Raw genomic sequence first — 25,492 nt, 5'->3', positions numbered from 1 at the left:
GCTGGGCGAGTCCTCCGGGCCGGGCGGCGCGGGGGAGACGGTGAGCGGGGGCGCGCTCGCGGAGGCCGCGTCACGGGCCAGGGCGTCGAAGTCGACGAGGCCGGTGGCCTCCAGGACCGTGATGTGGTCGAGCACCGTGGTGTTCGCGTCGTCGGCGAGGCCGCGGACGAGTGAGTTGCGGGTGTTCGCACGGACCTGGGCGACCAGGCCGAACACCTTGCCGTGCGCGCCGCGGAGGATGTTCGCGAACTGCGTGTCGTACTGCCTGCCGTGCGCCGAGCTCAGCGTCGCGAGCCAGGCCCGCTGCTGTTCGCTCGGCTGGTTGGGCAGTTCGAGGCCGAGTTGGGCGGCCACGTCGCGTACGCGCTCGTCCAGGAACGCGTGGCCCTCGACGAGGTGCTCGCCCGCTGTCCGTACGGCCTTGGTGGTGCCGCGCTCCGCGGCCTGCCGGCCGGCAGGCAGCTCCCACAGGCCGGCGAGCCGGACCTTCGTGACGAACTCGCGGTCCAGCGCGGACAGCGGGCCGAACCTCGTCGACACGGTCGTGGCGTTCAGCGTGTCCACGCCCGTGCCCGACCGGTCGGCGTACGACCAGATCGGGAAGACCAGCGCCACGAGGGTCACCGCCAGACCCGTGATGATGAGCCCGGTGCCGCTGAACAGTCCCCGGCCGTTGATGGATCGCATGGTGCCTCCTGATGCGGCACCGCACGTTAGTGCGCTTCTGGTATGGGTTGGCATATTACTTCGCCGAGTACGCCAACCGCGATACGGGTGCGGCGAGGGGTACGAGGGATCTTCTACGCTCCCGGTCCACGCCAGTCATCGACCCGTTCTCAGCACCTCAGCCTCTCAGCACCTCAGCGATTCAGGCCCTCAGCGCCTCAGCAGCACCCGTCGCGTGGCGCGGGCCAGGCGGGCCGCCGGGCGCCGGGACAGTGGCGCGGGCCCCGAGCGCTCCAGCCACCAGTCGCTCAGACCCCGCCGTACGTCCGGGTCGTCGAGGTGCCCGCCGAACAGCACGTACTCGGCGAAGTCCAGCGCGTCCCGCCGGTAGCCGTCGGTCATCGGGTGGCTGTGCGCGTACGCCAGGAAGGTCTTCCGGTAGGAGCCCGCCAGAATCTCCGGCAGCTCCGGAGCGACCTTGCCCACGACGTCGGCCCGCTTCCCCGCCAGAGCCCGCGCCTGCACGGCCAGCCTCGTCCGGTCGAACCCCTCGGGCACGGGAGTCCCGGCGACGAGTGCGGACAGCAGGGCGGCCTGCGTCAGGGCGAGGCGCTGGCGGGCCGGGCCGGTCTCCGGCGCGTCACCGGTCTCCGGCGGCGTACCACCGGTCTTCGCGGTCGCGGCGGCCCCTGCGGTCATGGCCCCCTTCTCCACCGTCTCCCGTATCGCCGTGAGCTCGCGCTCCAGTTCGGCCGGCTCGGGGAAGTTCTCGTCGCGCTCCAGGAGCACGCCCGGCGGGCGGACCCGGGAGGCCAGTTCGGCGAGAACGCCGAGGACGACATCGGGCACGGGGTGCGCGTGGCTGTCGTGCCAGACGCCGTCGCGCTCGAAACCCCCGGCGACATGGACGTACGCGATGGCCTCGACGGGCAGTTCGTCGAGGGCCTGCGCGGGGTCCTCGCCGCGGTTGACGTGGTTGGTGTGGAGGTTGGCCACGTCGATGAGCAGGCGTACGCCGGTGCGGTCGACCAGGTCGTACAGGAACTGCCCCTCGGTCATCTCCTCGCCGGGCCACGAGATCAGCGCCGCGATGTTCTCCACCGCGAGCGGCACGGGCAGCGCGTCCTGGGCGATGCGGATGTTCGCGCACAGGACGTCGAGGGCGTCCCGGGTGCGGGGGACGGGCAGCAGATGTCCGGCTTCGAGCAGCGGCGAGGCGGTGAGCGCCCCGCCCGCCCGGACGAACGCGATGTGCTCGGTGACCAGCGGGGAGCCGAGGGCCTCGGCACGGGCCGCCAGGTCGGCGAGCCTCGCCTCGTCGGGGCGTTCCGCGCCGCCGAGCCCGAGCGACACCCCGTGCGGAACCACGGTGACGCCGCGCTCGCGCAGCCGTACCAGCGATTCGGGGAGATGTCCCGGACAGACGTTCTCGGCGACGGCCTCGACCCAGTCGATGCCGGGCATGCGTTCCACGGCGTCGGCGATCTCCGGCCGCCAGCCGATTCCCGTACCCAAGTGCTTCATGGTCCCCCTCCTTCACCACGGTTTCACCAGGACCTGTGCGGCGTCTCCTTCGACGAACCTGTCGTTCCGGCGTGCCGGAGTGATGGCCCCGGAAACCGGGGCCGAACCCGTCGACGGGGACGTTCAGAGCAACATTTGAGGTTCGGACGAGCGACCCACGCACGTCTCAAGCACCGTGATGTGGTCGAGCACGACCTGGTGGGCAGCCGAGGCGAGCTGCCGTACCAGCGAGTTGCGCGTCTCGTTCCGTACTGCCCCGATCGCCGGGAAGAGCGTGCCGTGCGCGGAGCGCAGCAGGTCCGCCCACACCTTCTCGTAGTCCTCGTCGCTCGCGGCGGTCAGCTGCCGCAGCCGGCCCCGCTGCTGTGCGGTCGGCCGGCCCGGCAGTTCGACGCCGAGGTCCCGCGCGACCACCCGTACCCGCCTGTCGAGGCCGGTGTGGCCGGTGATCAGCTGGTCGGCGGCCTCCTTCAGCGCGCCGCCGGGGGAACGCTCACGTGCCTGCCGAGCGGCGGGCAGTTGCCACAGCCCCGCCAGCCGCAACCGGACGAGCAGGTCGCGGTCGGAGGCGGTCAGCAGACCCCAACGCGTGGGTACGGTCCCGGCGGCGAGGTCGGCAGGACCCGGGCCGGCGCGGCCGGTGTACGACCACACGGGGAACGGGAGCGCGTCGAGCGTGCCGAGGAGCGCCACGACGACGAGGGCCGTACCGTTGATACGCCGCAAAAGGTGCCTCCCGGGACACGCCAACCGGTCGTTGGGAACCAGCACTTGGGCCAGTACTTCGGGCCGGCACCTGGACCAGCGCTTGGACTGATACGCGCGCTTGGACCGACACTCGGCCGACGCCGGAAGGTACGTACGGGACGGCAGGGCCGTTCAACGCCGGGACCGTTCGACGCGGGGGGCTTCGCCCAGGACCGGAATGAGGTCTCAGTGCTCCCGGCGCGGCAGAGCGTGGACGCGGTCGACTCCTTCGACCGCGACAGTCAGCCCGGGTGCGATCTCCGTGAAGCCCGCGTCACGCACCAACGGCAGCTTGCTCGTGATGAGCCGCTCCCACTGCGCCGGGCGGGCCGTGCGGACGGCGAGCGGGAAGCCCGCCTCACGCCAGGCCGTACGGTCCTCGTCCGACAGCTCCCACCAGGCCAGCTGGGCGCCGTGACCCGCCTGGGCCATCGCCTTGCCGGCCGACATGTCCAGGCTCGGGCTCAGCCACAGCACGGGTACGGCCGTGTCGGCGTCGGCCGGCGGCTCCGGTTCGTCGAGGTCGGTGCCGGAGACCTGGAGGCGGGCCAGGTCCTTGGGCCACCCGTCCAACGGGATCGGCGGGAAGACGCGGACCTCGGCCGACTTGCCGGTGACGGTGATGCCGGGCAGTGCCTCGGCCCGACGCCACTCGGCGCCGCGCGCCCGCCGAACGACCTTGCGGATCCGGGAGTCCTGCCAGTCGCGGACGGCCCGCGCCCACTCGCCCTCGCCCTCGCCCTCGCCCTCGCCCTCGCCGAGCGAGCGTTCGTCGCTGAGGAGGACCAGGACGGCACGGGCCGCGGTCTCCAGCGCGTCCGTACGCGCCGGCGGTTCGTTCCGTTCGATACGGACGACCAGCGGCAGCACGAACTGCGGTGCCTCGTCGCGGGCGGTCCGCTCATGCCGGAAGGGGCTGTCCTGGGCTCCGGCGCCCGCCGCGGTCGTCGTCTCGTCGCTGCTCACGCGCCCAGTCTGCCAGGACCGGGCGGTGGATCGATCGCGCGTCCACCGCCCATCGCCTGCCGTTCATCGCCCACCGTTCACCGTCACGCCGCGTCGAGGCGGGTCAGCTCCTCGGCGGACAGCTTCAGCTCCGCCGCGGCGACCGAGTCGCGGATGGTCTCGGGGCGTGTGGAGCCCGGGATCGGGATCACCACCGGGGCCTTCGCGAGGGTCCACGCCAGGGACACCTGCTGCGGGCTCACCCCGTGTTCGCCCGCCACGTCCGCGAACACGGCGAAACGCGAGCCCAGCTCGCCCGCCTTCGAGATACCGCCCAGCGGGCTCCACGGCAGGAACGCGATGCCGAGTTCCGCGCACAGTTCCAGCTCCGGTTCGCTGGAGCGGAAGGCGGGCGAGAACTGGTTCTGCACGCTCACCAGCCGGCCGCCGAGGATCTCGTTGGCCTGCCGGATCCGGTCGGGGTCGGCGTTGGAGATGCCCGCGAAGCGGATCTTGCCGGCGTCCAGCAGATCGCGGATCGCGCCGACCGACTCCCCGTAGGGGACCTTCGGGTCCGGCCGGTGGAACTGGTAGAGCCCGATGGCCTCGACACCGAGCCGCTTGAGCGAGGCGTCGCAGGCCTTCTTCAGGTACTCCGGAGAGCCGTTCAGGGTCCAGGAGCCGTCGCCCGGACGAAGGTGACCGCCCTTCGTCGCGATCAGCACGTCCGAGGTGTCGCCGCCGTACTCGGCCACCGCGCGGGCGATCAGGGACTCGTTGTGACCGACCTCGTTGGCGTCCCGGTGATAGGCGTCCGCGGTGTCGATGAGCGTGACGCCCGCGTCCAGCGCCGCGTGCACGGCCGAGATCGAGCGCGCTTCGTCCGGACGCCCCTCGATGGACATCGGCATCCCGCCCAGACCGATCGCTCCGACCCGGACGTCACCGATGGCGCGTGTCTGCATGGGGGTCTCCTCCTGGGAGTTCGGAACTTCGAAACTTCAATACTTCGGGACTTGGGGACTTGGGGACTTCGGGAGTGCGGTGATTGGCTGGTTACCAGCCTCCACTGTGACGTTTTTGCCGTCCAACAACAGAATCCGATCGCTGTGAGCAGCGCAGGTGATGAATCGGATCGGCTGGGAGCGGATCAGATGAGTTCGGACACCTTCACGAACCGGTACCCGCGCTCGCGAAGCTCGGGAACGATCGTGCGCAGGGCCTCCTCGGTCGCGGGCGCCGCGCTGCGCGTGCAGTGCATGACGACCACGGAACCGGGCCGCACGCCGTCCAGCACCTCCCGTGCCACGGCCCCCGCGTCGGTCGCGAACGCGTCCCCGCTCACCACGTCCCACTGCACGGCCGTCACACCGGTGGTGCTCAGTGACTTGAGCGCCCGGTGGTCGTAACACCCGCCGGGGAACCGGAAGTACGGCATCGGATGCGCGATCCCGGCCTTGCGGAACGCGGTGAACGCCCGCTCCACGTCTGCCCGCATCCCTGACACGGGGACGGTCGGCAGCCCGTAACAGTCCTCGGTGAAGGCGTGGTGACTGTAGGAGTGGTTCGCGACCTCGAAGAGCGGGTCACGCCCGATGGCCCGCGCCTGCCGGGGATACTCCTCGGCCCAGCGCCCCGTCATGAACACGGTCGCCGGCACGTTCAGCCGCCGCAGCGTCCGGATCAGCCGGGGGTTGTCGAAACGCTCCCCGGCGGCGGCCCGCGGTCCCTGATCCGCCGTCATGTCGGCGTCGAAGGTCAGGGCGACGGTCTTGCCGCGCGCCCGGCTCGCACGCTCGAAGACGGGCGTCAGCCCACCGGGACCGGGCGCGAGGGTGGGCGGCCGGGAGGCCACGCCGGTGGCGGACTCGACCACCGTGGCGGCATGGGGGGCCTCGGGAGCGCCACACGCCGTGAGAACGCCGGCACCCACCACACAGGCCGCGATGACTCTCCGTACGAAGGTGTTCACGCAGCCGACATTAACCGGACGAAAACGAAAAACAGCTTATATCGCTTCCGGTGTCGCAACCACCTCCCCGTCCCGGGTCGGCGCTGTCGCCGGCGATAACCTCTGGCCATGCCTGATCCGCATCACGCCGTGTACGAGGCCTGCTTCACCCGCTCCCTCCTCCAACTGCTGTCGGGAGCAGGGCGGAGGCGTCTGGTCGCGTTCCGCGTCGACGCGGAGGGCGTGCTGCTCGGTGGTGCTCCGGCCCGATACAAGGCGCAAACGGCCTTCGTGCCGTGGGAGGACATCACATCGGTCGTGGTGTGGCAGCAGCGGATGGCCGGTCCGGCGATGGACTACATCGGTGTCCAGCGACGGACCGGAGCACCGGCCTTGCCGGGCATGAACGCTGGACTCCGGCCGGATCGGACGGCCGCACTCGCTCCTCACGTCGAGCACGACCTCTTCCTCGCCAGCCGCCCCGTCAATCGTTGGCGCCTCGACCCCGAGGGTCTGCAGGCCGCCGTCGAAGCGTTCGCTCCCGGGGTGTCGGTCCTCGTCCACGAGCAACGAAATGCCAAGTAGCAGCCATCTGGGGGACAGTTGCGGTACGTACGGCTCGTGGGCGTCCTTGTCGTACTCACCGCTGTGGCGGCGTGCGGCGGAGGGAACGCGACTGGTCCAAAGCCGAGTGCGTCGGCGTCATCGCCGGTGTGGCTCTCCATGAAAACCGTCGACGCTCAGGGGGACACCCGGCCCGTGGTGGCGCTCGACCTCTCCAACGAGGAGCGTTTCCGGGCCGATGTCGCCGTACGGGTCCGCATCGGACTCGGCCACCCCGGCGATCCCCGGCCGGGCCTGGAACGCAAGCTCGACGGCGGCTGGAAGAAGGTCGAACTGACCCCGGACGAACAGGGGGCGACCGGCACCTTCCGTATGGACCTGCCGCGGGGCAGCTCTCTCGTGTTCCTGCGTATCGCTCCGCACGTCGGCCCCAGGGTCGAAGGCGACGGCCTTCCGGTGGCCGTCACGATGACGGACGGCTCACGCACCCTCGCACGGGAGCACCGGACCGCGCCGCTGGCCACCCTGTCGCTCGGCACCGTCTCCCCCAAGGGCCCCGCGACCGTGCGCGAAGGCCGCTGGACCGAGGTGGTGTACACGGTCACCAATCACTCGCGCAGCGCGTACCCGAAGGCTCAGGTCCAGGCGGAGTACAGCGCCTGCGCGGCGGACTCGGACAGTCCCGCTGACCAGGATGCCTGCCCCGAATCGCCGAGCCAGGAGGGGATCACGTCACTGCGCACCCAGTGGCGCGACGGCACCGGCTGGAAGGAAGTCACCACCCCGGACGACGGCTCGATGCTCGCCGAGACGCTGACGATGCCGTTCGGGGCACTGCCCGCGAACTCCACGCGGACGTTCAGGCTGAGGTTCGCCGGAAGCGAGCAACTCGACGGCGACATCCGCCGGCTCGCTCTCACGGCCCGCGTCAACGGAAAGGCGGTCGGCGCCTCCGAGCGCTCGCTCGGCATCGCTTCCCCTCTCCTCTTCGACATCCGCTGACGGCGGCTCCCGGGTGACCATCGCGGGGGCGGCGACCGCTCTCGCGCGGCGCTCGCCCCCGCCCCGTCCTCGGGAGGGTTCCGGAGGGTCCGGGAGAGGCTGCTACCTGTGCCAGGGGCCCGTCACCGCGAACGTCGTTCCCGGCGTGTAGCAGTTCACGTACATCGTCCGGCCGTCGGGGGAGAAGGTGACGCCCGCGAACTCGCCCCACTCCGGGTCGTCGGCGGTGCCGATGTTCTGCTGGTTGCGGGCCATCGGGTACACCTCGCCGCGCCGGGTCACGCCGTACACGTGCTGCACGCCCCCGCCGTCCTCGCAGACCATCAGGCCGCCGCTGGGAGCGAGGCAGATGTTGTCGGGGGACTCGCCCGGCAGCTGGATGTCCGTGTCGGGGCCGAAGACGATCACCAGGGTGAGCCGGCGGGCACCGGGGTCGTACCGCCAGATCTGGCCGAAGTGGTCGGCCGCCGAGCCTTCGCTGCTGTGCGCGAACGAGGACACGAAGTACACGGACGAGCCGCCCCAGTAGCAGCCCTCCAGCTTCTGCGCGTGGGTGATGCCCCTGGGCCCGAAGTCCTGGAAGCGGATCGGGGTCTCGGTCGCGAGCGGATCCGGTACGTCGACCCACTCGACGCGGTCGAAGGTCGCACCCGTCTCCTGGATCGAGGAGAGGTCCGGTACGCCCGGTACGCGCATCGCCTGAAGCCGGCCACCCGCGCGGAGCGAACCACGGCCGCCCTCCGGCTTGTTCGGCAGGAAGCGGTAGAAGAGGCCGAAGGGCCTTTCGAAGGCGTCCTCGGTCTCGTAGACGACGCCGCGCTTCGGGTCGACGGCGATCGCCTCGTGCTGGAAGCGGCCCATCGCGGTCAGCGGCACCGCTCCGGTGCGGTGCGGGTCCACCGGGTCGACCTCGAAGATGAAGCCGTGGTCCTTGGTGTAGCCGTTCGTGCCGGCCCTGTCCTCTGTCTCCTCGCAGGTCAGCCAGGTGCCCCAAGGGGTTTGCCCACCCGCGCAGTTGACGGCCGTACCGGCGATCGCGACCCGCTCGCCGATCACCTTCCCGTGCGAGTCGAGGGTCAGCGCCGTACAGCCGCCCTTGCCCATCGGGTCGTAGGTGAGGCCGTCGACCGTCGGGACGGGGATCTTGCCGGTGACGCGGTTCTCATGATTGCGGACCAGGTGGACACGGCCGTGTCTGCCCTCGAAGGCAGCCATGCCGTCATGGTTGCTCGGCACCTGGCCCTCTCCGGAACGCAGCTCGTCCCCCTCGCGGGACAGCACCCGGTAACGGAAGCCTTTCGGCAGATCCAGCAGGCCTTCCGGGTCGGGGAGCAGCGGGCCGTATCCCGAGTGGCCCAGTGCGGCGGCCGTACCCGTGAAGAGTTCCGACACGGCTCCGGTGAAGGCGATGCCGACTCCCAGCGCACCGGAGCGGGCGAGCACTTCGCGTCGTGTTGCGGACATGGGGCAACCTTCCTGTTGGCGGACAGGAGTATGTGACCCGCCTGTGTGTATCACGCGGTCACAACCACGTGAACCACGCGCGTAGCGTGGCGTCTCAGCGAACCGCCGGACGACGGAGTCGAAACGTGCCGGTTGCACGGGTCTCACCCCGGTGGCTCCCGCCGCCCGCCGCCCGCCACCGAGCCGCACCGCCTCCGCGGTACGGCTCGGCTCCCCGCGCCGGCCCCCAGGTCCTACCGAGCCGTGACCTTCACCGGCTCCGTCCCCGCCGCGCTGTGCCGCTGCGCCCAGTTCTCCAGCGCCGTCCGGCACGCGTGGTCCAGGTGGTGGAGCCCGGACAGGTCCAGCTCCACCGGGCGGTCCTGCGGCAGCGACTCCAGGCTGTCGAGGATCTTCGGCAGCCGCAGGAAGGTGGCGTTGCCCGACAGATGCGCCTGCACCGGGCCCGCTCCCTTGTCCGTGATCTCCAGCTTGAGGTGCGAGGCCTCCCAGGCGGTCTTGGCGACGGCCAGCGCGAGCCCGATCAGCACGCCCTCGAACATGCTCACCGCGACGATCGCCACGGCGGTGACCACCAGGATCAGCGCCTCCCCCCGGTGCTCACGCCACAGCACCGCGATCCCGCGCAACGGGATCAGCTTCCAGCCCGCATGCACCAGGACGCCCGCGAGCGCGGGCAGCGGAATGTAGGCGAGCACGGCCGGCAGCAGCGCCGCGAACAGCAGCAGCCACACACCGTGCAGCACCCGGGACGCCTTCGTCCGCGCACCCGCCTGTACGTTCGCCGCGCTGCGCACGATCACGGCGGTCATCGGCAGCGCGCCGAGCAGCCCGCAGACCGTGTTGCCCGCGCCCTGCGCCATCAGTTCCTTGTCGTACTCGGTACGCGGCCCGTCGTGCAGCCGGTCCACGGCGGCGGCGCTGAACAGCGACTCCGCCGACGCGATCAGCACGAACGCCAGGACCGTGCCGAGCACGCCCACGCTCGCCAGTCCGCCGACGGCTTCGAGTCCCGGCAGCTGGACCGAGTCCAGCAGCCCCCGCACCTCGACCGTCGCCACGGGCAGGTCGAACGCCGGTGTCGCCAGCGTGGCGAGCGCCACCGCGGCGAGCGCCCCCGGCACCGTACGGACCTTCCGCGGCAGGTGCTTCCACAGCACGAGTACGGCGATGGTGGCGGCGCCGAGCCCGAAGGAGGCCAGTGCCGTGGTGGACCCGGCGGAGTCGGCGACCAGCCCCGGCAGCCCGGCGATCTTGCCCAGGCCCGAGGCGGGGGCCTGGGCGCCGGCCACCGAGTAGAGCTGGCCGGCGATCAGGACAAGACCGATGCCCGCCAGCATGCCCTCGACGACGGCCACCGAGATGGCCCGGAAGTAGCGCCCCAGTTTGAGCGCGCCCATGGCGAGTTGGATGAGACCCGTGGCCAGGACGATGACGCCGAGTACGGCCAGTCCGTACTCGCGTACCGCCTCGAAGACCAGCACGGTCAGACCCGCGGCCGGGCCCGAGACCTGGAGGCTGCTGCCGGGCAGCAGCCCGGTGACCAGGCCGCCCACGATGCCGGTGATCAGGCCGAGTTCGGCGGGCACGCCCGACGCCACGGCCACGCCCACGCACAGCGGCAGAGCCACCAGGAAGACGACGAGCGAGGCGGCGAAGTCCTGTCGCAGATGAGGGAGTTGAGGGGGGAATCGATAAGGGAATCGGTGGGGGAGCTTCATGTGCCCGGTCACAGCGCCTCGAAGGAGTCGGAGCGGACGTCGTGGGTGAGCACGGAGCCCGTGTGGACCTCGTAGAACCAGCCGTGCAGTCGTAGCCGACCGTCTGCCAGCCGCCGTTCCACGCACGGGTAGGAACGCAGCCGCAGCAGTTGCGTCAGGACGTGGTTCTGTACGGCCTCGGTGACGGCCGGGTCCTCGACGGCGCCTTCGGGCCGTGGCGTCGAGTGCGCGAGCCAGTCCCGTACGGCGGGTACGGCGGTCAGGTCCTCGCCGCGTACCAGCGCGCCGACGGCGCCGCAGTGGGAGTGGCCGCAGACGACGATGTCCGCGACTCCGAGCACCTCCACCGCGTACTCCACGGTGGCGGCCTCGCTGGTGGGCTGGGCAGAGGTGTGCGGGGGGACGATGTTGCCCGCGGTGCGCAGCTCGAAGAGTTCACCGGGCCGGGCTCCGGTGATCAGGGCCGGGACGACCCGCGAGTCGGAGCAGGTGATGAACAGGACCTGCGGGGACTGGCCTTCGGCGAGGCGGGCGAACTCCTCCGGGCGGTCCGCGGACTGCTTGCGGAAGGAGCGTGCGTGATCGATGAGGGGCTGCATGTGTCAGTTCCTCCTGGCGCGCGTGAGGACGCGTCGGCTTACGAAAACGGAGCGCATGCGGGCACGGCGACATGACCCCACGTCGACGCGCTCGGCGGACGTGGCGTGGTGAGGGTGGGTCAGGTCGAAGTCGCTTCGTGCCCGGTGGTGGATCGGATCAGCCGTGGAGGCTCAGCAGCGGAAGACCTGAAGTACCGCTGCGGAGTGGGCTGTCGAGGATCTCGTCGTACGGTGGTGCGCCGCAGGGGCCGCGGTGTGCGACGGGTCCTCGTGGCCGATCGCGGCGTCCTTGGCGAGCAGGGGTCGCGCGCAGGACGCGGGGAGGTGGTCCGCGACGCGGACCCGGTCGCGGGTGCGCAGCGGGCCGGTCGGGCCGTGCGAGCGCGAGGTCTCGCCACAGGTGACGAACTCGGCGCCGGCTTCGGGGCCGGCGAACCGCGTCGTGTGCGCGGATGCGAACACCGTGGTGGGGGCGGAGAGCTGCAGGGCCAGCAGGACGGCGGCGAGAACGGCGAACAGGGTCCGGACCGTCGTACCTCGTCGCATGAGCCCCCTCTCGGCCGGTTCCAGGTCAAGCACTCCCACCGTCATACGTACGGTAATGCGGGAAGTTCTTTGCAGGGTTAACTTAACGTTTCACCCTGAAGGCAGCCTGAAGAGGAACCCAGGCAACCGGGTTCTCCGGGCTTCACGAGTCCGTTGGTACGAGTCCCTTGGCGTCCCGTGCGAGTGCCGTGAGCCGGGAGATCGCGCGGAAGTACTTCTTGCGGTAGCCGCCATTCAGCATCTCCTCGCTGAACAGCCGGTCGAAGGGCATCCCCGAGGCGAGTACCGGCACCTCGCGGTCGTACAGCCGGTCGGCGAGGACCACGAGCCGCAGCGCGGTCGACTGGTCGGGGACCGGCTGGACGTCGGTGAGGCAGACCGCCTCGATCCCGTCCGTCAGCGCGCCGTAGCGACTGGGGTGCACCCGGGCCAGATGTTCGAGCAGATGCGGGAAGTCGTCGAGCGAGGCGCCCGGTGTCGCGTACGCGGCCTTCGTGACCTGCTCGTCCGAGTACGGGGCCGGGGCCTCGGGCAGCCCGCGGTGGCGGTAGTCCTCGCCGTCGATGCGCAGCGACCGGAAGTGGGCCGACAGGCCCTGTATCTCGCGCAGGAAGTCGACGGAGGCGAACCGGCCCTCGCCGAGCTTGCCCGGCAGGGTGTTGGAGGTCGCGGCGAGCGCCACCCCCGCTTCGACGAGTCGGCCGAGCAGGCTGGACACGAGGACGGTGTCGCCGGGGTCGTCGAGCTCGAACTCGTCGATGCAGAGCAGCCGGTGGCCGCTCAGGGTCCGCACGGTCTGCTGGAAGCCGAGGGCGCCGACCAGGTTCGTCAGCTCCACGAACGTGCCGAACGCCTTGAGCGAGGGCTCCGCGTCGGTGGCGTGCCAGAGGGAGGCGAGCAGGTGGGTCTTGCCGACGCCGTAGCCGCCGTCGAGGTAGACGCCGCGGGGGCCGGCCGGGGTCTTCGCGGGCTTCCTGCCGAAGCCGAGGAATCCGCGCTTGCCGGAGGCGCCGGGGCGGGTCTCGCCCAGCCCCGCCGCGAAGCCGGCGAGGACACGGACGGCCTCGGTCTGGCTCGGTTGGTCGGGGTCCGGGACGTACGTGTCGAAGCGGACCGAGTCGAAGCGCGGTGGCGGCACCATCTCGGCGACCAGCCGGTCCGCGGGGACGCGTGGCTCGCGGGCGCACAGGGACGACGGGGTCGCGTCGGCTATGGACTCGTCGAGTCCGGAGGCCGTGATGGAGGTTGACACGGTTCCCCACTCTACGTCTCGTGCCAGACTGCACGACATGCGACGCCTGTTCCCTGTGACCGACGAGACAGCAGCCCCGGCCTCGGACGGGGTACCCGGTACGGAGACGACGAACCGGGCCGGTACGGACACGACGGACCGGGAATGGGGGCTCGACGAACTGGCCGAGGCGTACGCCTATCCGCCGGGCCAGGCGGGACCGGCAGGAGCCGCGGGACCCGCGGGGCCCCAGCCCTGGCTGCGGGCCAACATGGTCTCCACGCTCGACGGAGCCGCCCAGCACGACGGTCGCTCGCAGTCCATCTCCGGCGCCGCCGACATGCGGATCTTCGGGACGCTTCGGGGGCTCGCCGACGTCGTGGTGGTCGGTGCGGAAACGGTACGCCAGGAGGGTTACCGCCCCGCACGGGCACGCGAGGACTTCGCCGCGCGCCGGGAGGCCGCGGGGCAGGGTCCGGCGCCCGCGATCGCCGTGGTGAGCGCGAGTCTCGACCTGGACTTCTCGCTTCCGCTCTTCACCTCGCCGCTGCTTCCCACGCTCGTGCTCACGGGGGCCGCGGCGGCTCCCGACCGGATCGCCGCCGCGGAGAAGGCCGGCGCGCGGGTCGTGATCGCGGGCGACGGCATGGGGGTGGACCCCGCACGGGCCGTCCGCGCGCTCGTCGACCTGGGGATGCGCCGGCTCCTGACCGAGGGCGGGCCCCGGCTGCTCGGCCAGCTGGTCGCGGCCGGTGTGCTCGACGAGCTCTGTCTGACGGTGTCCCCGATGCTCACCGTGGGGGACGCGCAGCGCATCGCGGGGGGCCCGCCTGTCGCGGTGCCGCGGAAATTCGAACTGACGTCTCTGCTGGAGGAGGCCGGGTTCCTCTTCAGTCGATACCGTCGGAATTGATCAAACTTGAACAAAGAGGTGGAATCTGCTGTTCCGTTTAGTTTTCGCTGGGCACACTGAAACTCGCGGTCCTCGTGCGGTCACGGGGCAGGATGGTTTCCGCACGGGTTTCCGCACGGGTCCCAGAGCGACCCACGGAGGAGAAGGGCGTTTGTCGTGTTCACAAGCGTATTGATGATCGAGAAGGCCCTTACGTCCGAGGACGTGGAGTTCGTCACCACCTTGCACGGCGACGAGGACGTCGCCTTCCACGTACTGCTCCAGCCCCGCGGCGACCAGGCGGACCGGCTGCTGCGGGCGATCGACGACGTGGCGCTCGGCGAGCTGGACGAGGCGGCCCGCGAGGACGAGACGCCCGAGGGCGAGGAGGCCGCCGGGCAGGGGCGGCAGGCGCTCGACGTGTCGCTGGTGGCGCTGCGGGCGACCGGCAGCGGGGCGGAGGGGCGGCTGATCGAGGACCATCCGCTGGACGCGCTCAAGGCCCTGGTCGACGAGACCGGCGCGGACGAGGTGATCGTGCTGACCGATCCCCACTACGTGGAGGAGTTCTTCCACCGCGACTGGGCCTCGCGGGCGCGGCACAAGGTGGGCGTACCGGTGCTGAAGCTGTTCTCGCACAGCAAGGCCTGAGTTCAGTAAGGCCTTAGGTTCAGCTGCGGCTGGGTGGGGGCTGGTCGCGCAGTTCCCCGCGCCCCTCACGGGGCACGCCCCCTTAAGCTGGGTGGGCTCATCGTCGTAGTCGCATCCTGGGAGAAACACCTATGGCACCCGGCCTTCCTACCGCCATGGACCGACCGCACTTCATCGGCATCGGCGGCGCCGGAATGTCGGGCATCGCGAAGATCCTCGCGCAGCGCGGGGCCGCCGTGGCGGGCAGTGACGCGAAGGAGTCCGCCACCGCCGCGGCCCTGCGCGCGCTGGGCGCCACGGTCCATATCGGGCACGCCGCCGGGCACCTGGCGTCGGACGCCACGTGCGTGGTCGTCTCCTCGGCGATCCGCGCGGACAATCCGGAGCTGGCCCGCGCCGCCGAGCTGGGCATCCCGGTCGTCCACCGCTCGGACGCCCTCGCCCGCCTGATGGACGGCCTGCGGCCGATCGCGGTCGCCGGCACCCACGGCAAGACGACGACGACGTCGATGCTGGCGGTCTCCCTGTCGACCTTGGGCCTGAACCCGTCGTACGCGATCGGCGGCGACCTCGACGCCCCCGGGTCCAACGCCCTGCACGGCGACGGCGAGATCTTCGTCGCCGAGGCCGATGAATCGGACCGCAGCTTCCACAAGTACGCGCCCGAGGTCGCGATCGTGCTGAACGTGGAGCTGGACCACCACGCCAACTACGCGTCCATGGACGAGATCTACGAGTCCTTCGAGACCTTCGCCGGCAAGATCGTGCCCGGCGGTACGCTGGTGATCACCGCGGACCACGAGGGCGCGCGCGAGCTGACGCGGCGGCTGCCGGCCGACCTCCGCGTGGTGACGTACGGCGAGTCCGCGGACGCGGACGTACGCGTCCTGTCCGTGACCGCGCAGGGACTGAAGAGCGAGGTGACCGTCGACCTCGACGGCACCACGCTCACCTTCACCGTCTCGGTGCCCGGCCGCCACTACGCGCACAACGCGGTGGCGGCGCTGGCGGCGGGCGTGGCCCTGGGCGTCCCGGCGGACGAGCTGGCCGCCGCGCTCGCCTCCTACACGGGCGTGAAGCGCCGCCTCCAGCTCAAGGGCGAGGAGGCGGGCGTGCAGGTCATCGACTCGTACGCGCACCACCCGACGGAGATGACGGCGGACCTGGAGGCGATGAAGGCGGCGGCGGGCGACTCCCGCATCCTGGTCGTCTTCCAGCCCCACCTCTTCTCGCGCACCCAGGAACTGGGCAAGGAGATGGGCCAGGCCCTGTCCCTGGCGGATGCCTCGCTGGTCCTGGACATCTACCCGGCCCGCGAGGACCCGATCCCGGGCGTGACGAGCGCGCTGATCATCGAGTCGGCGCGCGCGGCGGGCGCCGACGTGACGCCGGTGCACGACACGGCACAGGTGCTCGCGGTGGTGGCGGGAATGGCGAAGCCCGGTGATCTCGTTCTCACCATGGGCGCGGGTGACGTGACGGACCTCGGACCCGAGATCCTGACCCGCCTGTCCAGGTAGGCGTTCCACGTAGCCGTACCTGAATTACCTGAGTCGAGGGGTTGAGCACCATGGCGTACGACATCGAGAAGCCGGACGAGCAGTGGCGTGCGGAGCTGAGCCCGGCCGAGTACACCGTGCTGCGCCAGGCCGGCACGGAGCCGGCGTTCCGCGGCGAGTACACCGATACCAGGACGAAGGGCGTGTACTCCTGCCGGGCCTGCGACGCCGAGCTGTTCACCTCCACGGAGAAGTTCGAGTCGCACTGCGGCTGGCCGTCCTTCTACGACCCGAAGGAGTCCGACGCGGTCGAGCTGATCGAGGACCGCTCGCACGGGATGGCGCGCACCGAGGTGCGGTGTGCGCGGTGCGGATCGCATCTGGGGCACGTCTTCGAGGGCGAGGGCTATGCGACACCGACGGATCAGCGGTACTGCATCAACTCGATCTCGCTGCGACTGACGCCCGTCGAGGACTGACACCCGTCGAGGACTGACGGGGGCTGCGGACCGGCGGGGGCCGCGGGCCGGGTGGCCGGCGACCGGTCAGTCGGCCAGGGCGATGGAGGCGGTGACGCTCTTGCCGGCCGGCTCGACGTCTATCCGGAACTCGTGGGCGACGGCCTTGACGATCTCCAGGCCGTGCCGGCCGACCCGGTGCGGGTCGACGGAGTGGGCGACCGGGCGGTTACGGACGCTGTCGCGCACGGTCACCGCCACCATGGCGTCCACTATGCGCAGTTCCATCAGCGTGGGACCGGGGGCGTACTTGTGGGCGTTGGTGACCAGTTCGCTGACCACCAGTTGGGTGAGGTCCACCGCCCGGGCCGAGAGGGGCACGCCGTGGTCCGTCCGCGCGCGGGTGAGGAAGCCGGCCGCGAAGTGCCGCGCTTCGGCGATGCAGGCGCCGTCACCGTTCAACGAGACGGTGGCGGCTATGGCATGAGCGCCCGACGGCCCCGCGCCGCTCCTACCGACTGACTCCACCTTTGTCCACCTTCGTTCCTGTTGTCCGTTGGCGGATACCCTTCAGGGCGCGTCTCATGCTGTTCCCGCGCGGATCGACCGATTGTTCGAGCGCTGATTCGCGTTATCGGGGTAGGTATTCAGGTACAAGCTTTGGCCTGAGCCTTATCAGCGAGCCACATTGAGGACATGGTGACAGACACACACCCCGCACAGCCCGGTCATCTGTCGGTCGAACGCTCCACTGTCGACGGCGTCCGGGTCATCACCCTGTGCGGCGAACTGGACCACGCCGCGCGCGGCGTGGTCGGGGACGTGCTCCACCCGCCGACGGGTGAGGTGTCACCCCGGACAGTGGCGGACCTCACCGAAGTGACCTTCATGGACTCCAGCGGCATCAATCTCCTCATCGCCGCCCACCGCGCGGCCGAGGAGGCTCAGGGCTGGCTGCGCGTGGCCGCGGCGCAGCAGCCCGTGCTGCGCGTGATGGAACTCGTCGGCATCGATGCCCTCATCCCCTGCCACCCCACCCTCCGCCAGGCACTGGAGGGCTGACCCCTCGGTACCGCATATCGTTGTGGTCATGGAGCCCGCCAGATCCTTGGAGTTGCGCACGTTGCGCTACTTCGTGGCGGTCGCCGAGGAACTCCACTTCGGCCGCGCCGCCACCCGGCTGCACATGAGTCAGCCGCCGCTGAGCCGGGCGATCAGGCAGCTGGAGACGGAGCTCGGCGCCGCGCTGTTCGACCGGTCCTCCGCCGGTGTCACGCTCACCGCGGTGGGAACGCTGCTGCTCGACGAGGCGCGCCCCCTGCTCGACCGGGCCGACCGGGTACGCGAACGCGTCACCGAGGCGGCCGGCGCCGCGACCCTCACCGTCGGCATCCTCGGCGACAGCGCCGACCCGGGCGTGACCCGGCTGGCCGCCGCCTACCGCCGACAGCACCCGCACGTCGAGGTCCGCATCCGCGAGACCGACCTGACCGACCCGACCTGCGGACTGCGCGCCGGACGGGCCGACATCGCCCTGACCCGGGGGCCGTTCGACGAGACCGGTCTGACCGTGCGCGAGCTGCGCGCCGACCCGGTGGGAACGCTGCTGCGCGCCGACGACCCGCTGGCCGGCCGCGACAGCCTGAAGCCGGCCGACCTGGCCGACCGCCGCTGGTTCCGGTTCCCGGAGGGCACCGACCCGCTCTGGCAGGCGTACTGGAACGGCGGGGAGCGCCGCGAGGGTCCGGTGGTGCGTGCCGTCCAGGAGTGCAGGCAGGCCGTTCTCTGGAACGGCACGGTCGGTATGACACTCCTGGGCCACGATCCGGGGGCCGGGCTCACCGTGGTGCCGCTGACCGGTATGGAGCCGAGCCGTGCGGTGGTGGCGTGGAAGCAGGGCGACACGGACCCCCTCATCCGCTCCTTCGTACGCATCGCGATCGACGCCTACCGCGACTACCGCGACTGAACACCTCTCCGGGTTCTCCGGCACCTGGCCGGGTAGTCTCCGGCACATGCGGATCTCCGTCTCCTCGGACATGGACGAACCCGTGGCCCGCGCGCTGCTCGCGGAACTGCGCGAGCGCGGCCACGAGGTGCTGGCGTACGGGGCGTTGCGCCCCGAGGGCGACGCGCGGTGGGCGGTGTGCTCGGAGGCGGCGGCCCGCGACGTCCCCGCCGGGCGGGCGGACCGGGCGGTCGTGTGCTGCTGGACGGGCACGGGCGCCTCGATCGCCGCGAACAAGGTGACCGGCGTACGGGCCGCGTTGTGCACGGACGCCTACACGGCCCGGGGCGCCCGCGTCTGGAACGACGCCAACGTGCTGGCCCTCAGCCTGCGGCTGACGTCCGAACCGCTGCTCAAGGAGATCCTCGACGCGTGGTTCGACGCCGAGCCCAGCACGGACCCCGACGACCGCGAGAACGTGTCACACGTGACAGGCCTCGAAACAGGCCCCGAAACAGGCCCCGAAACAGATTTCGCACGCGGCGACCGCGGTGAGCGCGGCGAGCGTGGCACGGGTCCGTAGCCCGGCATCCCGGTCTTCCGCCACGTCCTCACGCCAGGCTGCTCGGGTGGCCGCTTCCGTTGCTCCGGGCCGAGGACGCTATCAACTCATCGATCAGCGCGATCAGTACGTCCCGGCACGAGTCCCGGTCCCGGGCGTCGCACAGCAGCACGTGCGCGTTCTCCGGCAGGGCCAGGGCCTCCCGGATCTCCTCGGGCGAGTACGGATGCTCCCCGTGGAAGCCGTTGACGCCGACGACGAACGGGATGTCGCGCCGCTCGAAGAAGTCGATGGCGGCGAAGCTGGACTCCGGGCGGCGGACGTCGACCAGGACCACCGCCCCCAGGGCGCCGATGGCCAGGTCGTTCCACATGAACCAGAACCGCTGCTGCCCGGGCGTGCCGAAGAGATACAGCACGAGTTCCTGGCTGAGCGTGATCCGGCCGAAGTCCAGGGCCACCGTGGTGGCGTGCTTCTCCGGGATGCCGCCCAGGTCGTCGACGCCCAGGCCGGCCGCCGTCAGCGGCTCCTCGGTGCGCAGCGGCACGATCTCACTGACCGCGCCGACCATGGTGGTCTTGCCGACGCCGAACCCGCCGGCGATCAGGATCTTCACGGTGTCGGGTGCTGAGGTTCCCCGGATGACGGGGTCAGAGCCGGTCAAGACCTTCCCTCACTTTCTGCAGCAGGTCCAAGTCCGAGGTGCGGGAGATCTCACGCGGCGCCCGGGCGACGATCCGGCCCGCCTCCAGCAGGTCGCTGAGCATGATGCAGACCACGCTCACCGGCAGATCGAGCTGGGCGGCGAGCTCCGCCACCACGAGCGGCTTCGCGCACAGCCGCAGGATCCGTACGTGCTCGGGCTGCGGCCTGGCGGCCCGGTCGGGCGGCGGGTCCACCGTGGCGACCGACGTGATGAGGGTGAAGTCGGCGCGGCTGGGCCGGGTACGGCCGCCGGTCAGCGCGAACGGCCGGACGAGCCGGCCCGCCGAGTCGCCTCCGTTCACCTCACTCGCCGTTGTCGGTGGCGACGCCGGCTCGCGGTGCCGCGCTGAGGTGCTCGCCGATCTTCTTCACCAGCATGTTCATCTGGTACGCGACCACACCCACGTCGGCGCCCCGGCTGGTGAGCACGGCCAGGTGAGCTCCGGGGCCGGCCGTGCTGAGTATCAGATAGCTGTTGGCCATCTCGATGAGCGCCTGGCGTACGGGCCCGCCGCGGAAGTCCATGCTGACGCCCTTGCTGAGGCTCATCAGGCCGGACGCGGTCGCCGCGAGGCGCTCGGCGTCGTCACGCAGGAACCCCGTGGACCTGCTGACGACCAGTCCGTCCTCGGAGAGCACGACGGCCTGGTTCACCTCGGCGACCCGGTCCACCAGTCCGGTGAGCAGCTGGTCGAGCTGGCTGTGCGTGGCTGGGATGGGGCGTGTCATTTCTCTGTCCTTCAGTCCTTCATGAGCGGTCGGCGGGCGGAGTCGAGGTGACGGATGCGCCTTCGGATACGGCTTCGGGCGCGGCTTCTTCCTCTTGGTCGTACGTCGGATCCGCGTCGTTGTCACGCGCCTGGAGCGTTCCGCGCTGGAATCCTGCCAGGGAGGAGGCAGCGCGCTCCGCGGTGAAGTCGTCCAGGGGGTTCTCGTCCTCGTCGGCCGCGGAGTCCTCCCGCAACTCGGCGGCCAGGCTGGTCTGCGGCACCCGGCGAGGCAGCGGAGTGAGGCCGCCGCGCCCCTTGCCGGCGCCCGCGTCGGGACGGGGCCTGCCGGTGGCGGTCCGCGCCGCCGGAACCTCGGGCGTCCGGGTCCGCGCGACGGGCTGTGCCTCCCGCGAGCGCTCGTGCGTGGGTCCGTCCGGCTCGGGGTCCTGGACGGTGGTCGTGCTCTTCGCGGCGGCGGCACGGGCCGGCTCGACCGCGTTCCGTACCTCCGCCTCCGCCTCCGCCTCCGCCGCGTCCTTCGCTTCCTCCGCGTCCCCGGCGGGGGACTCGGGGGACTCGCGCACCACGATCTCGTACGGGATCAGCACGATCGCGGTCGTTCCCCCGTACGGCGAGGAGCGCAGCGTGACGCCGATCCCGTGCCGGTTGGCCAGCCGGGCGATCACGAACATGCCGAGCCGCAGGTCGTCGGCGAGCGCCACCACGTCGAACTGCGGGGGCATCGCCAACTGGGCGTTGAACGACACGTAGTCCTCTTCGGACATGCCCAGACCGCGGTCCTCGATCTCCACCGCCAGGCCCTTGGCCACCAGCGCGGCCCGCACCCCGACCGGGCTGGGCGCGGGGGAGTACGTGGTCGCGTTGTCGATGAGCTCGGCCAGCAGGTGGATGACGTCGGCCACCGCGGGCGGCGCGAGGAACACCTCCTCCTCGGTCTGCACCTCCACCCGCTGGTACTGGGCCACCTCGCCGACCGCGCTGCGCAGGATGTCGATCAGGGCGACAGGCTCGGTCCAGCTGCGCCCGGGCCGCTCACCGCTGATGATGACGAGGTTCTCCTCGTAGCGGCGCAACTGGCTCGCCGTGGAGTCGAGTTCGTACAGGCCCTTGAGGATGTTCGGGTCCTGGTGCTCGCGTTCCAGCGCGTCGAGCTTGGTGAGCTGGAGGTTGACCAGGTTCTGGCTCTGCCGGGCGATGCCCAGGATGACCTTCTGGAAGCCGCGCCGGGTGTCGGCGAGTTCCACCGCGGTGTTGACCGCCGTGCGCTGGGCGGTGTTGAACGCCTGGGCCACCTGCCCCAGTTCGTCCCGGCCGTAGTCCAGCTCGGGCGTGGCGGACTCCACGTCGACCGTCTCGCCGCGGTCGAGCCGCGCGACCACGTCGGGCAGCCGCTCCTCGGCCAGGCTGAGCGTGGCGATCCGCAGCCCGCGCAGCCGCAGGGAGAGGGAGCGGGTGATGCGCCACGACATCACGACGCACACCAGCAGGGCGACGAGTCCGCCGGCGCTCAGCGCGGCCGCCTTGATCAGCAGTCCTTGCGCCTGGTCGTCGCTGCGCTCAAGCAGCGCCGAAGTCTCCTGGCGGATCAGGTTCTTGTACTGCCCGGACAGTTTGTCGAACGCCTCGGTCCAGCGCTTCTGCGCGTCCGGCAGGGCGATCTTCCCGCCGCCGTCCTTCGCCCGCGCCCCGAGCACCTGGTCCTCGACGACTTGCAGGGACCGCCACTGAGGGCTCTGCAGGATCCGCTCGGTCTCCGTCTTCACCGAGCCCCGCATCGAGGGGATGAGCTGGTCCTCGACGAGCCAGCGCCGGGCGTTGACCAACTGCGTGAAGTGGCTCCACGACTCCTCGTCGAGTCCGCGCTCCGGCCAGCCCAGATGGAGCTGGGCGTCCTCCTGGGAGACGAGCTCCGCCGAGTGTCCGAGGGCGACGAGCGGACCCGCCTGCGAGGTGAGGTTCCCGTCGTCGACCTGGGAGATCTCCTGGAAGGCGTGGATCTGGCCGTCGATGATCGAGGTGTACTGGTCGAGCACCTGCTGGGGGTCGATCTCGCCGGAGTCGTTCTGGCTGGAGTCGTCCACCTGCCCCCGGTAGTACTCCAGGCTCGCCAGCGAACCGACGACCGAGGACATCCGCTCTCGGATGCGCTCCGGGGCCTCCCGGATCCTGTCGTTCTGGCCGACCAGTGTCGCGACCGCCTTGTCGGTACGCTCCCGCTGCTCGTCCAGAGCGGTACGGGAACTACCGGGCGAGGCCATCAGCACGGCCGACAGGCTGCGCTCCTGCTGCAGTGCGAGCGTCGCCTCGGTGCCCATGGCCCCGGTCGACCTGCTCAACCCGGTCTGCTCCCGCAGCCGCAGCCCCTCGGAGAACATCTGGATCGTCGTCACACTCCAGATGGCGGCGAGGGTGACGCTGGGAACCAGTGCCAGGAGGATCAGCGAGAGACGTATGGAGCCGAGACGGCGGCGGGTGCCTGTCCGTGGAGACATCGTCGTCCTAGAGCGATCAGCGGTGAGCGGAAGGAAGAACGGAGGGAGGAGCGGAGGGAAACAGAGGGAAGCCGCGGGGGAGTCGGGCGGTCGGCGGGGGCAGGGGTCGAACGCGGCCGGTGACCGCGTGTCCTGTACACACAGGGGGTGGGCAGGATGCTATCCGTACAAGTGACCGTACGCACCGTGAGGACCCCAACCTTGTCGTCGCCGTTATAAGACGACCTTGGAACCGGCGGCGCCGGCGGGCCGTTCAGCGGGTCCCCTTGGCCGCGTACTTGGCGACCGAGGCGACGTTCTCCTTGGTGACGAACGCCGGTCCGGTGAGCACGGGAGCCTCGCCGCCGCCGCTGACGTTGCCGTTCGTCTCGTACAGCCAGAACGCGTCCACGGCGAGGTAGCCCTGCAGATACGGCTGTTGGTCCACCGCGAACTGCACGTCCCCGCTCTGCACGGACTTGACGATGTCGTCGTTGAGGTCGAAGGTGGCGATCTTCGCCTTGCTGCTCGCGTCCTTCACCGACTTCACGGCGTCGAGTGCGAACTGGGCGCCGTTCATGACGGCTTCGTCGATGCTCGGGTCCTGCCGCAGCGCGGCGGCGACGGAATCGGTCACGGCGTCGTCGTCGGTGCCGTCCACGTAGAGAATCTCGGTACGGCCGCCGAAGGTCTTCTTCACGCCGGCGCAGCGTGCCTCCATGGCGACGTTGCCCCGCTCGTGGATGACGCACAGGGCGTGCTGCGCGCGCAGGGAGTCCAGCTTGTCGCCGACGGCCCGGCCCGCGACGCTCTCGTCCTGGCCGAAGTACTGCATGAGCCCGCCCGACTTCCAGGCGTCGATACCGGAGTTGAGGCCGACGACCGGGATGCCCGCCGCCTTGGCCGCGGCGACCGCGCTCTTCATCGCCTCCGGCTTGGCCAGGGTCAGCGCGATGCCGTCGACCTTGTCGGCGATCGCCTCCCGCACCAGCTTCGCCTGGCCCGCGGCTTCGGGGTCGCTCTGGTACGACAACTCGATGCCGTCCTTGGCCGCCGCCGCCTCGGCCCCCTTGCGCACCCGCTCCCAGAACTTGTCGCCCTCGGCGCTGTGGGTGATCAGGGCGACTTTGATCCCGGAGGCGCCTGCCCGGCCCGCCGTGGTGGCGTCCGAGTCGGCCCCGTCCGAGCCGGTGCAGCCGGACGCGAGCAGGGAGACGGCGGCGCAGGCGGCCAGGGCCGTACCGCGCGCGGATCTGGACGGGACGGGGCGGGAGGGAGCGGAGTTCATGGGGGTGAGGCACCTCGCTGTGCGGCCGACAAGCGGATGGGAAAAGGATCGGGGAGTGACTCGGGGAGCGCTAAATCGCTGTGACGGCCGACGGGACGACGCGCCGACTGTCCGACTTTTACTGGCCGGAGCCAACCGTGTGTGACGCCTGGTCGTCAAGTGAGTGACCGCATGGCCGGAGTTGTCTGCTTTTGATTTGAGGTAGGGCTGAGGATGCTCAGCGCCAGGGACAGGCACAGGCACAGGCACAGGGACCGGGACCGGGACGAGGGTGGTCAGGCCGTCGGGGACGCCCGGGGTGTCCGGGGAGCCGGGGCCGGCCGGGATTCCGTACGGGCGCGGGACGCCGCGCCGATCGCGACCGCCGCGCCGCCGAGCCGGCTCGGGACGACCCGGAGGGGATGGCCGCCGACGGGGGGTTCGGCGGCCAGGGCGGCCAGGATCGGCGGCTCCAGGAGGGCCCAGGCGCGGCTGACCCCGCCGCCGATCACGAAGGTCGTGACGTCCAGCAGGCCCGCGGTGATCAGGATCGCGCGCGCCACCGCCGTACCCGCGGCCCCGTACACGGCGAGTGCGTCGGGGTCGCCCCGGCCCGCCGCCTCGGCGACGGCGTGCGCGGTGCGGTCGAGCCCGGTCCGCTCACGGTAGCGCGCGCCGATGGAGCGGCCCGACGCCAGTGTCTCCAGATGGCCCCGGCCGCCGCAGGTGCACGGCAGGTCGCCGAAGCCCGGGATGTGGCCCGTCTCGCCCGCGGCGCCGTGCGGTCCCTCGTACAGCGCACCGTCCAGCCACAGCGCGCCGCCGACCCCGGTGCCGAGGGTCATGCCGAGGACGTGCGGTTCGCCCGCGACGGCGCCGGTGGCCGCCTCGCCGCGCAGGAACGCGTTGACGTCGTTGTCGAGGAAGACCGGCACGCCGAGCGCGGCCTCCATCGTCGCCGTCACCTCGAAGCCCGCCCAGGAGCGGAACGAGTCGCTGGCCACGAGGACGCGTCCGGCGCGCGCGTCGACCAGGCCCGCGGCGCCGACGCCGACCGCGTGCGGCCGGGTGGGCGAGCGCGCCACGAGGAGGCCCAGCGCGTCGAGCGCCGTACGGACCATCGCGGCGCCGCCCTCCGCCGCGGGGGTGGGCACCTCCACGCCGTCCAGGACGGTGAGTTCGGCCGAGCAGAGCACGACCTGTGTGGTCGTGCCGCCGATGTCGACACCGGCGAACACCTGCGGGGCGGGGACCGCGGTGGGAACGGCGCCGGCCGGCTGGGACGCGGTCACGCCCGGCTCTCCGTTCCGACGACGGCGGCGGCAGTAGCAGCGGCAGCGGCAGCGGC

At 71.1% G+C, this 25,492-nt stretch carries 26 protein-coding genes and 1 pseudogene; 9 read left to right on the top strand and 18 right to left on the bottom strand.

The genetic code is table 11. From position 1 onward, the window contains the following. The 6 genes and pseudogenes from AOK01_RS33650 to AOK01_RS33625 all read right to left on the bottom strand — a co-directional run. Positions 1-687: DUF4142 domain-containing protein (locus AOK01_RS33650; RefSeq protein ID WP_055518391.1), on the bottom strand; the 687-nt coding region annotated here is incomplete at its 3' end. A gap of 189 nt (positions 688-876) precedes the next feature. Continuing rightward, positions 877-2,190, bottom strand: coding sequence for an MbnB/TglH/ChrH family RiPP precursor modification enzyme (locus tag AOK01_RS33645; protein ID WP_055518389.1), 1,314 nt, complete (start codon positions 2,188-2,190; stop codon positions 877-879). 165 nt (positions 2,191-2,355) lie between these two features. Beyond that, positions 2,356-2,916, bottom strand: a pseudogene (locus AOK01_RS33640) (DUF4142 domain-containing protein); the annotation flags it as partial. Between the two features lie 207 nt (positions 2,917-3,123). Beyond that, positions 3,124-3,903, bottom strand: a complete 780-nt coding sequence (locus AOK01_RS33635) for an aminoacyl-tRNA hydrolase (protein ID WP_055518386.1) — start codon at positions 3,901-3,903, stop codon at positions 3,124-3,126. Positions 3,904-3,986: 83 nt separating this feature from the next. After that, positions 3,987-4,847, bottom strand: coding sequence for an aldo/keto reductase (locus AOK01_RS33630; RefSeq protein WP_055518384.1), 861 nt, complete (start codon positions 4,845-4,847; stop codon positions 3,987-3,989). A 185-nt stretch (positions 4,848-5,032) separates the two neighbouring features. After that, positions 5,033-5,854 carry a polysaccharide deacetylase family protein gene (locus AOK01_RS33625; protein WP_055518382.1) on the bottom strand — a complete coding sequence of 274 codons (822 nt, stop codon included), beginning with the start codon at positions 5,852-5,854 and terminating at the stop codon, positions 5,033-5,035. 108 nt (positions 5,855-5,962) lie between these two features. On the opposite strand from AOK01_RS33625, the gene AOK01_RS33620 reads away from it, so the two are divergent. Together AOK01_RS33620 and AOK01_RS33615 are read left to right on the top strand one after the other, a co-directional pair. Beyond that, positions 5,963-6,418, top strand: coding sequence for a hypothetical protein (locus tag AOK01_RS33620; protein WP_107099988.1), 456 nt, complete (start codon positions 5,963-5,965; stop codon positions 6,416-6,418). 138 nt (positions 6,419-6,556) lie between these two features. After that, complete coding sequence (locus AOK01_RS33615) at positions 6,557-7,399, top strand: hypothetical protein (RefSeq protein ID WP_245702531.1); 843 nt, start codon at positions 6,557-6,559, stop codon at positions 7,397-7,399. Positions 7,400-7,501: 102 nt separating this feature from the next. Here AOK01_RS33615 and AOK01_RS33610 read toward each other — a convergent pair whose 3' ends face one another. The 5 genes from AOK01_RS33610 to zapE all read right to left on the bottom strand — a co-directional run bounded on the left by AOK01_RS33610 (position 7,502) and on the right by zapE (position 12,981). Beyond that, positions 7,502-8,863: a PhoX family protein gene (locus tag AOK01_RS33610; protein WP_055518376.1), complete on the bottom strand. Its 1,362-nt coding sequence runs from the start codon at positions 8,861-8,863 to the stop codon at positions 7,502-7,504. Between the two features lie 233 nt (positions 8,864-9,096). After that, positions 9,097-10,584: a SulP family inorganic anion transporter gene (locus AOK01_RS33605; protein ID WP_055518397.1), complete on the bottom strand. Its 1,488-nt coding sequence runs from the start codon at positions 10,582-10,584 to the stop codon at positions 9,097-9,099. An 8-nt stretch (positions 10,585-10,592) separates the two neighbouring features. After that, positions 10,593-11,183, bottom strand: a complete 591-nt coding sequence (locus AOK01_RS33600; protein WP_055518374.1) for a carbonic anhydrase — start codon at positions 11,181-11,183, stop codon at positions 10,593-10,595. Positions 11,184-11,354: 171 nt separating this feature from the next. Beyond that, positions 11,355-11,729 (bottom strand): hypothetical protein, encoded by a 375-nt coding sequence (locus tag AOK01_RS33595; RefSeq protein ID WP_063792908.1) that lies wholly within the window; start codon positions 11,727-11,729, stop codon positions 11,355-11,357. A gap of 142 nt (positions 11,730-11,871) precedes the next feature. Continuing rightward, on the bottom strand, positions 11,872-12,981 hold the full coding sequence (zapE, locus tag AOK01_RS33590; protein ID WP_055518371.1) for a cell division protein ZapE: 1,110 nt from the start codon (positions 12,979-12,981) through the stop codon (positions 11,872-11,874). Between the two features lie 37 nt (positions 12,982-13,018). Here zapE and AOK01_RS33585 point away from each other — a divergent pair, with 37 nt between their 5' ends. The 4 genes from AOK01_RS33585 (at position 13,019) to msrB (ending at position 16,481) form a co-directional block, all read left to right on the top strand. Continuing rightward, positions 13,019-13,873: a pyrimidine reductase family protein gene (locus AOK01_RS33585; protein ID WP_063792907.1), complete on the top strand. Its 855-nt coding sequence runs from the start codon at positions 13,019-13,021 to the stop codon at positions 13,871-13,873. Positions 13,874-14,029: 156 nt separating this feature from the next. Continuing rightward, complete coding sequence (locus tag AOK01_RS33580; RefSeq protein ID WP_190849886.1) at positions 14,030-14,503, top strand: indole-3-glycerol phosphate synthase; 474 nt, start codon at positions 14,030-14,032, stop codon at positions 14,501-14,503. A 131-nt stretch (positions 14,504-14,634) separates the two neighbouring features. Then, positions 14,635-16,023: a UDP-N-acetylmuramate--L-alanine ligase gene (gene murC / locus AOK01_RS33575; RefSeq protein ID WP_055518367.1), complete on the top strand. Its 1,389-nt coding sequence runs from the start codon at positions 14,635-14,637 to the stop codon at positions 16,021-16,023. 50 nt (positions 16,024-16,073) lie between these two features. Continuing rightward, positions 16,074-16,481, top strand: coding sequence for a peptide-methionine (R)-S-oxide reductase MsrB (gene msrB / locus AOK01_RS33570; protein WP_055518365.1), 408 nt, complete (start codon positions 16,074-16,076; stop codon positions 16,479-16,481). 66 nt (positions 16,482-16,547) lie between these two features. On the opposite strand, the gene AOK01_RS33565 is transcribed toward msrB, so the two are convergent. After that, a complete protein-coding gene (locus AOK01_RS33565) occupies positions 16,548-16,988 on the bottom strand; it encodes an ATP-binding protein (protein ID WP_055518363.1) in 441 nt (146 codons plus the stop codon). A 168-nt stretch (positions 16,989-17,156) separates the two neighbouring features. Here AOK01_RS33565 and AOK01_RS33560 point away from each other — a divergent pair, with 168 nt between their 5' ends. Genes AOK01_RS33560 through AOK01_RS33550 form a run of 3 tightly spaced genes read left to right on the top strand, consistent with a single transcriptional unit; the run spans position 17,157 to position 18,991 of the window. Next, positions 17,157-17,522: an STAS domain-containing protein gene (locus AOK01_RS33560; RefSeq protein WP_055518361.1), complete on the top strand. Its 366-nt coding sequence runs from the start codon at positions 17,157-17,159 to the stop codon at positions 17,520-17,522. A gap of 28 nt (positions 17,523-17,550) precedes the next feature. Next, positions 17,551-18,429 (top strand): LysR family transcriptional regulator, encoded by an 879-nt coding sequence (locus AOK01_RS33555; protein WP_055518394.1) that lies wholly within the window; start codon positions 17,551-17,553, stop codon positions 18,427-18,429. 46 nt (positions 18,430-18,475) lie between these two features. Next, entirely contained in the window at positions 18,476-18,991 is a 516-nt protein-coding gene (locus AOK01_RS33550) for an RpiB/LacA/LacB family sugar-phosphate isomerase (RefSeq protein ID WP_079103981.1), read from the top strand. 28 nt (positions 18,992-19,019) lie between these two features. On the opposite strand, the gene AOK01_RS33545 is transcribed toward AOK01_RS33550, so the two are convergent. The 6 genes from AOK01_RS33545 to AOK01_RS33520 form a co-directional block, all read right to left on the bottom strand. Then, positions 19,020-19,634: a GTP-binding protein gene (locus AOK01_RS33545; protein ID WP_055518359.1), complete on the bottom strand. Its 615-nt coding sequence runs from the start codon at positions 19,632-19,634 to the stop codon at positions 19,020-19,022. Further along, positions 19,621-19,977, bottom strand: coding sequence for a DUF742 domain-containing protein (locus AOK01_RS33540; RefSeq protein WP_055518358.1), 357 nt, complete (start codon positions 19,975-19,977; stop codon positions 19,621-19,623). The genes AOK01_RS33545 and AOK01_RS33540 overlap by 14 nt, the downstream gene beginning before the upstream one ends. A 1-nt stretch (position 19,978) precedes the next feature. After that, positions 19,979-20,404 carry a roadblock/LC7 domain-containing protein gene (locus AOK01_RS33535; RefSeq protein WP_055518356.1) on the bottom strand — a complete coding sequence of 142 codons (426 nt, stop codon included), beginning with the start codon at positions 20,402-20,404 and terminating at the stop codon, positions 19,979-19,981. A 19-nt stretch (positions 20,405-20,423) separates the two neighbouring features. Further along, positions 20,424-22,898: a nitrate- and nitrite sensing domain-containing protein gene (locus AOK01_RS33530; RefSeq protein ID WP_055518354.1), complete on the bottom strand. Its 2,475-nt coding sequence runs from the start codon at positions 22,896-22,898 to the stop codon at positions 20,424-20,426. A 253-nt stretch (positions 22,899-23,151) separates the two neighbouring features. After that, complete coding sequence (locus AOK01_RS33525; RefSeq protein WP_055518352.1) at positions 23,152-24,165, bottom strand: substrate-binding domain-containing protein; 1,014 nt, start codon at positions 24,163-24,165, stop codon at positions 23,152-23,154. A 275-nt stretch (positions 24,166-24,440) separates the two neighbouring features. Then, positions 24,441-25,382 (bottom strand): ROK family protein, encoded by a 942-nt coding sequence (locus AOK01_RS33520; RefSeq protein WP_055518392.1) that lies wholly within the window; start codon positions 25,380-25,382, stop codon positions 24,441-24,443. Positions 25,383-25,492 lie beyond the last annotated feature (110 nt).

The organism is Streptomyces aurantiacus (assembly GCF_001418335.1).
In the GTDB taxonomy this organism is placed as follows: Bacteria; Actinomycetota; Actinomycetes; order Streptomycetales; family Streptomycetaceae; genus Streptomyces; species Streptomyces aurantiacus.
This window is presented reverse-complemented; position numbering and strand designations above follow the sequence as displayed.

What these genes read in the sequence shown, in the direction of transcription:
- AOK01_RS33645 (WP_055518389.1), bottom strand. Translation starts at nt 2,190, where the DNA reads ATGAAGCACTTGGGTACGGGAATCGGCTGGCGGCCGGAGATCGCCGAC.
- AOK01_RS33630 (WP_055518384.1), bottom strand. Translation starts at nt 4,847, where the DNA reads ATGCAGACACGCGCCATCGGTGACGTCCGGGTCGGAGCGATCGGTCTG.
- AOK01_RS33620 (WP_107099988.1), top strand. Translation starts at nt 5,963, where the DNA reads ATGCCTGATCCGCATCACGCCGTGTACGAGGCCTGCTTCACCCGCTCC.
- AOK01_RS33615 (WP_245702531.1), top strand. Translation starts at nt 6,557, where the DNA reads ATGAAAACCGTCGACGCTCAGGGGGACACCCGGCCCGTGGTGGCGCTC.
- AOK01_RS33610 (WP_055518376.1), bottom strand. Translation starts at nt 8,863, where the DNA reads ATGTCCGCAACACGACGCGAAGTGCTCGCCCGCTCCGGTGCGCTGGGA.
- AOK01_RS33605 (WP_055518397.1), bottom strand. Translation starts at nt 10,584, where the DNA reads ATGAAGCTCCCCCACCGATTCCCTTATCGATTCCCCCCTCAACTCCCT.
- AOK01_RS33600 (WP_055518374.1), bottom strand. Translation starts at nt 11,183, where the DNA reads ATGCAGCCCCTCATCGATCACGCACGCTCCTTCCGCAAGCAGTCCGCG.
- AOK01_RS33595 (WP_063792908.1), bottom strand. Translation starts at nt 11,729, where the DNA reads ATGCGACGAGGTACGACGGTCCGGACCCTGTTCGCCGTTCTCGCCGCC.
- AOK01_RS33585 (WP_063792907.1), top strand. Translation starts at nt 13,019, where the DNA reads ATGCGACGCCTGTTCCCTGTGACCGACGAGACAGCAGCCCCGGCCTCG.
- murC (WP_055518367.1), top strand. Translation starts at nt 14,635, where the DNA reads ATGGCACCCGGCCTTCCTACCGCCATGGACCGACCGCACTTCATCGGC.
- msrB (WP_055518365.1), top strand. Translation starts at nt 16,074, where the DNA reads ATGGCGTACGACATCGAGAAGCCGGACGAGCAGTGGCGTGCGGAGCTG.
- AOK01_RS33560 (WP_055518361.1), top strand. Translation starts at nt 17,157, where the DNA reads ATGGTGACAGACACACACCCCGCACAGCCCGGTCATCTGTCGGTCGAA.
- AOK01_RS33555 (WP_055518394.1), top strand. Translation starts at nt 17,551, where the DNA reads ATGGAGCCCGCCAGATCCTTGGAGTTGCGCACGTTGCGCTACTTCGTG.
- AOK01_RS33550 (WP_079103981.1), top strand. Translation starts at nt 18,476, where the DNA reads ATGCGGATCTCCGTCTCCTCGGACATGGACGAACCCGTGGCCCGCGCG.
- AOK01_RS33535 (WP_055518356.1), bottom strand. Translation starts at nt 20,404, where the DNA reads ATGACACGCCCCATCCCAGCCACGCACAGCCAGCTCGACCAGCTGCTC.
- AOK01_RS33530 (WP_055518354.1), bottom strand. Translation starts at nt 22,898, where the DNA reads ATGTCTCCACGGACAGGCACCCGCCGCCGTCTCGGCTCCATACGTCTC.
- AOK01_RS33525 (WP_055518352.1), bottom strand. Translation starts at nt 24,165, where the DNA reads ATGAACTCCGCTCCCTCCCGCCCCGTCCCGTCCAGATCCGCGCGCGGT.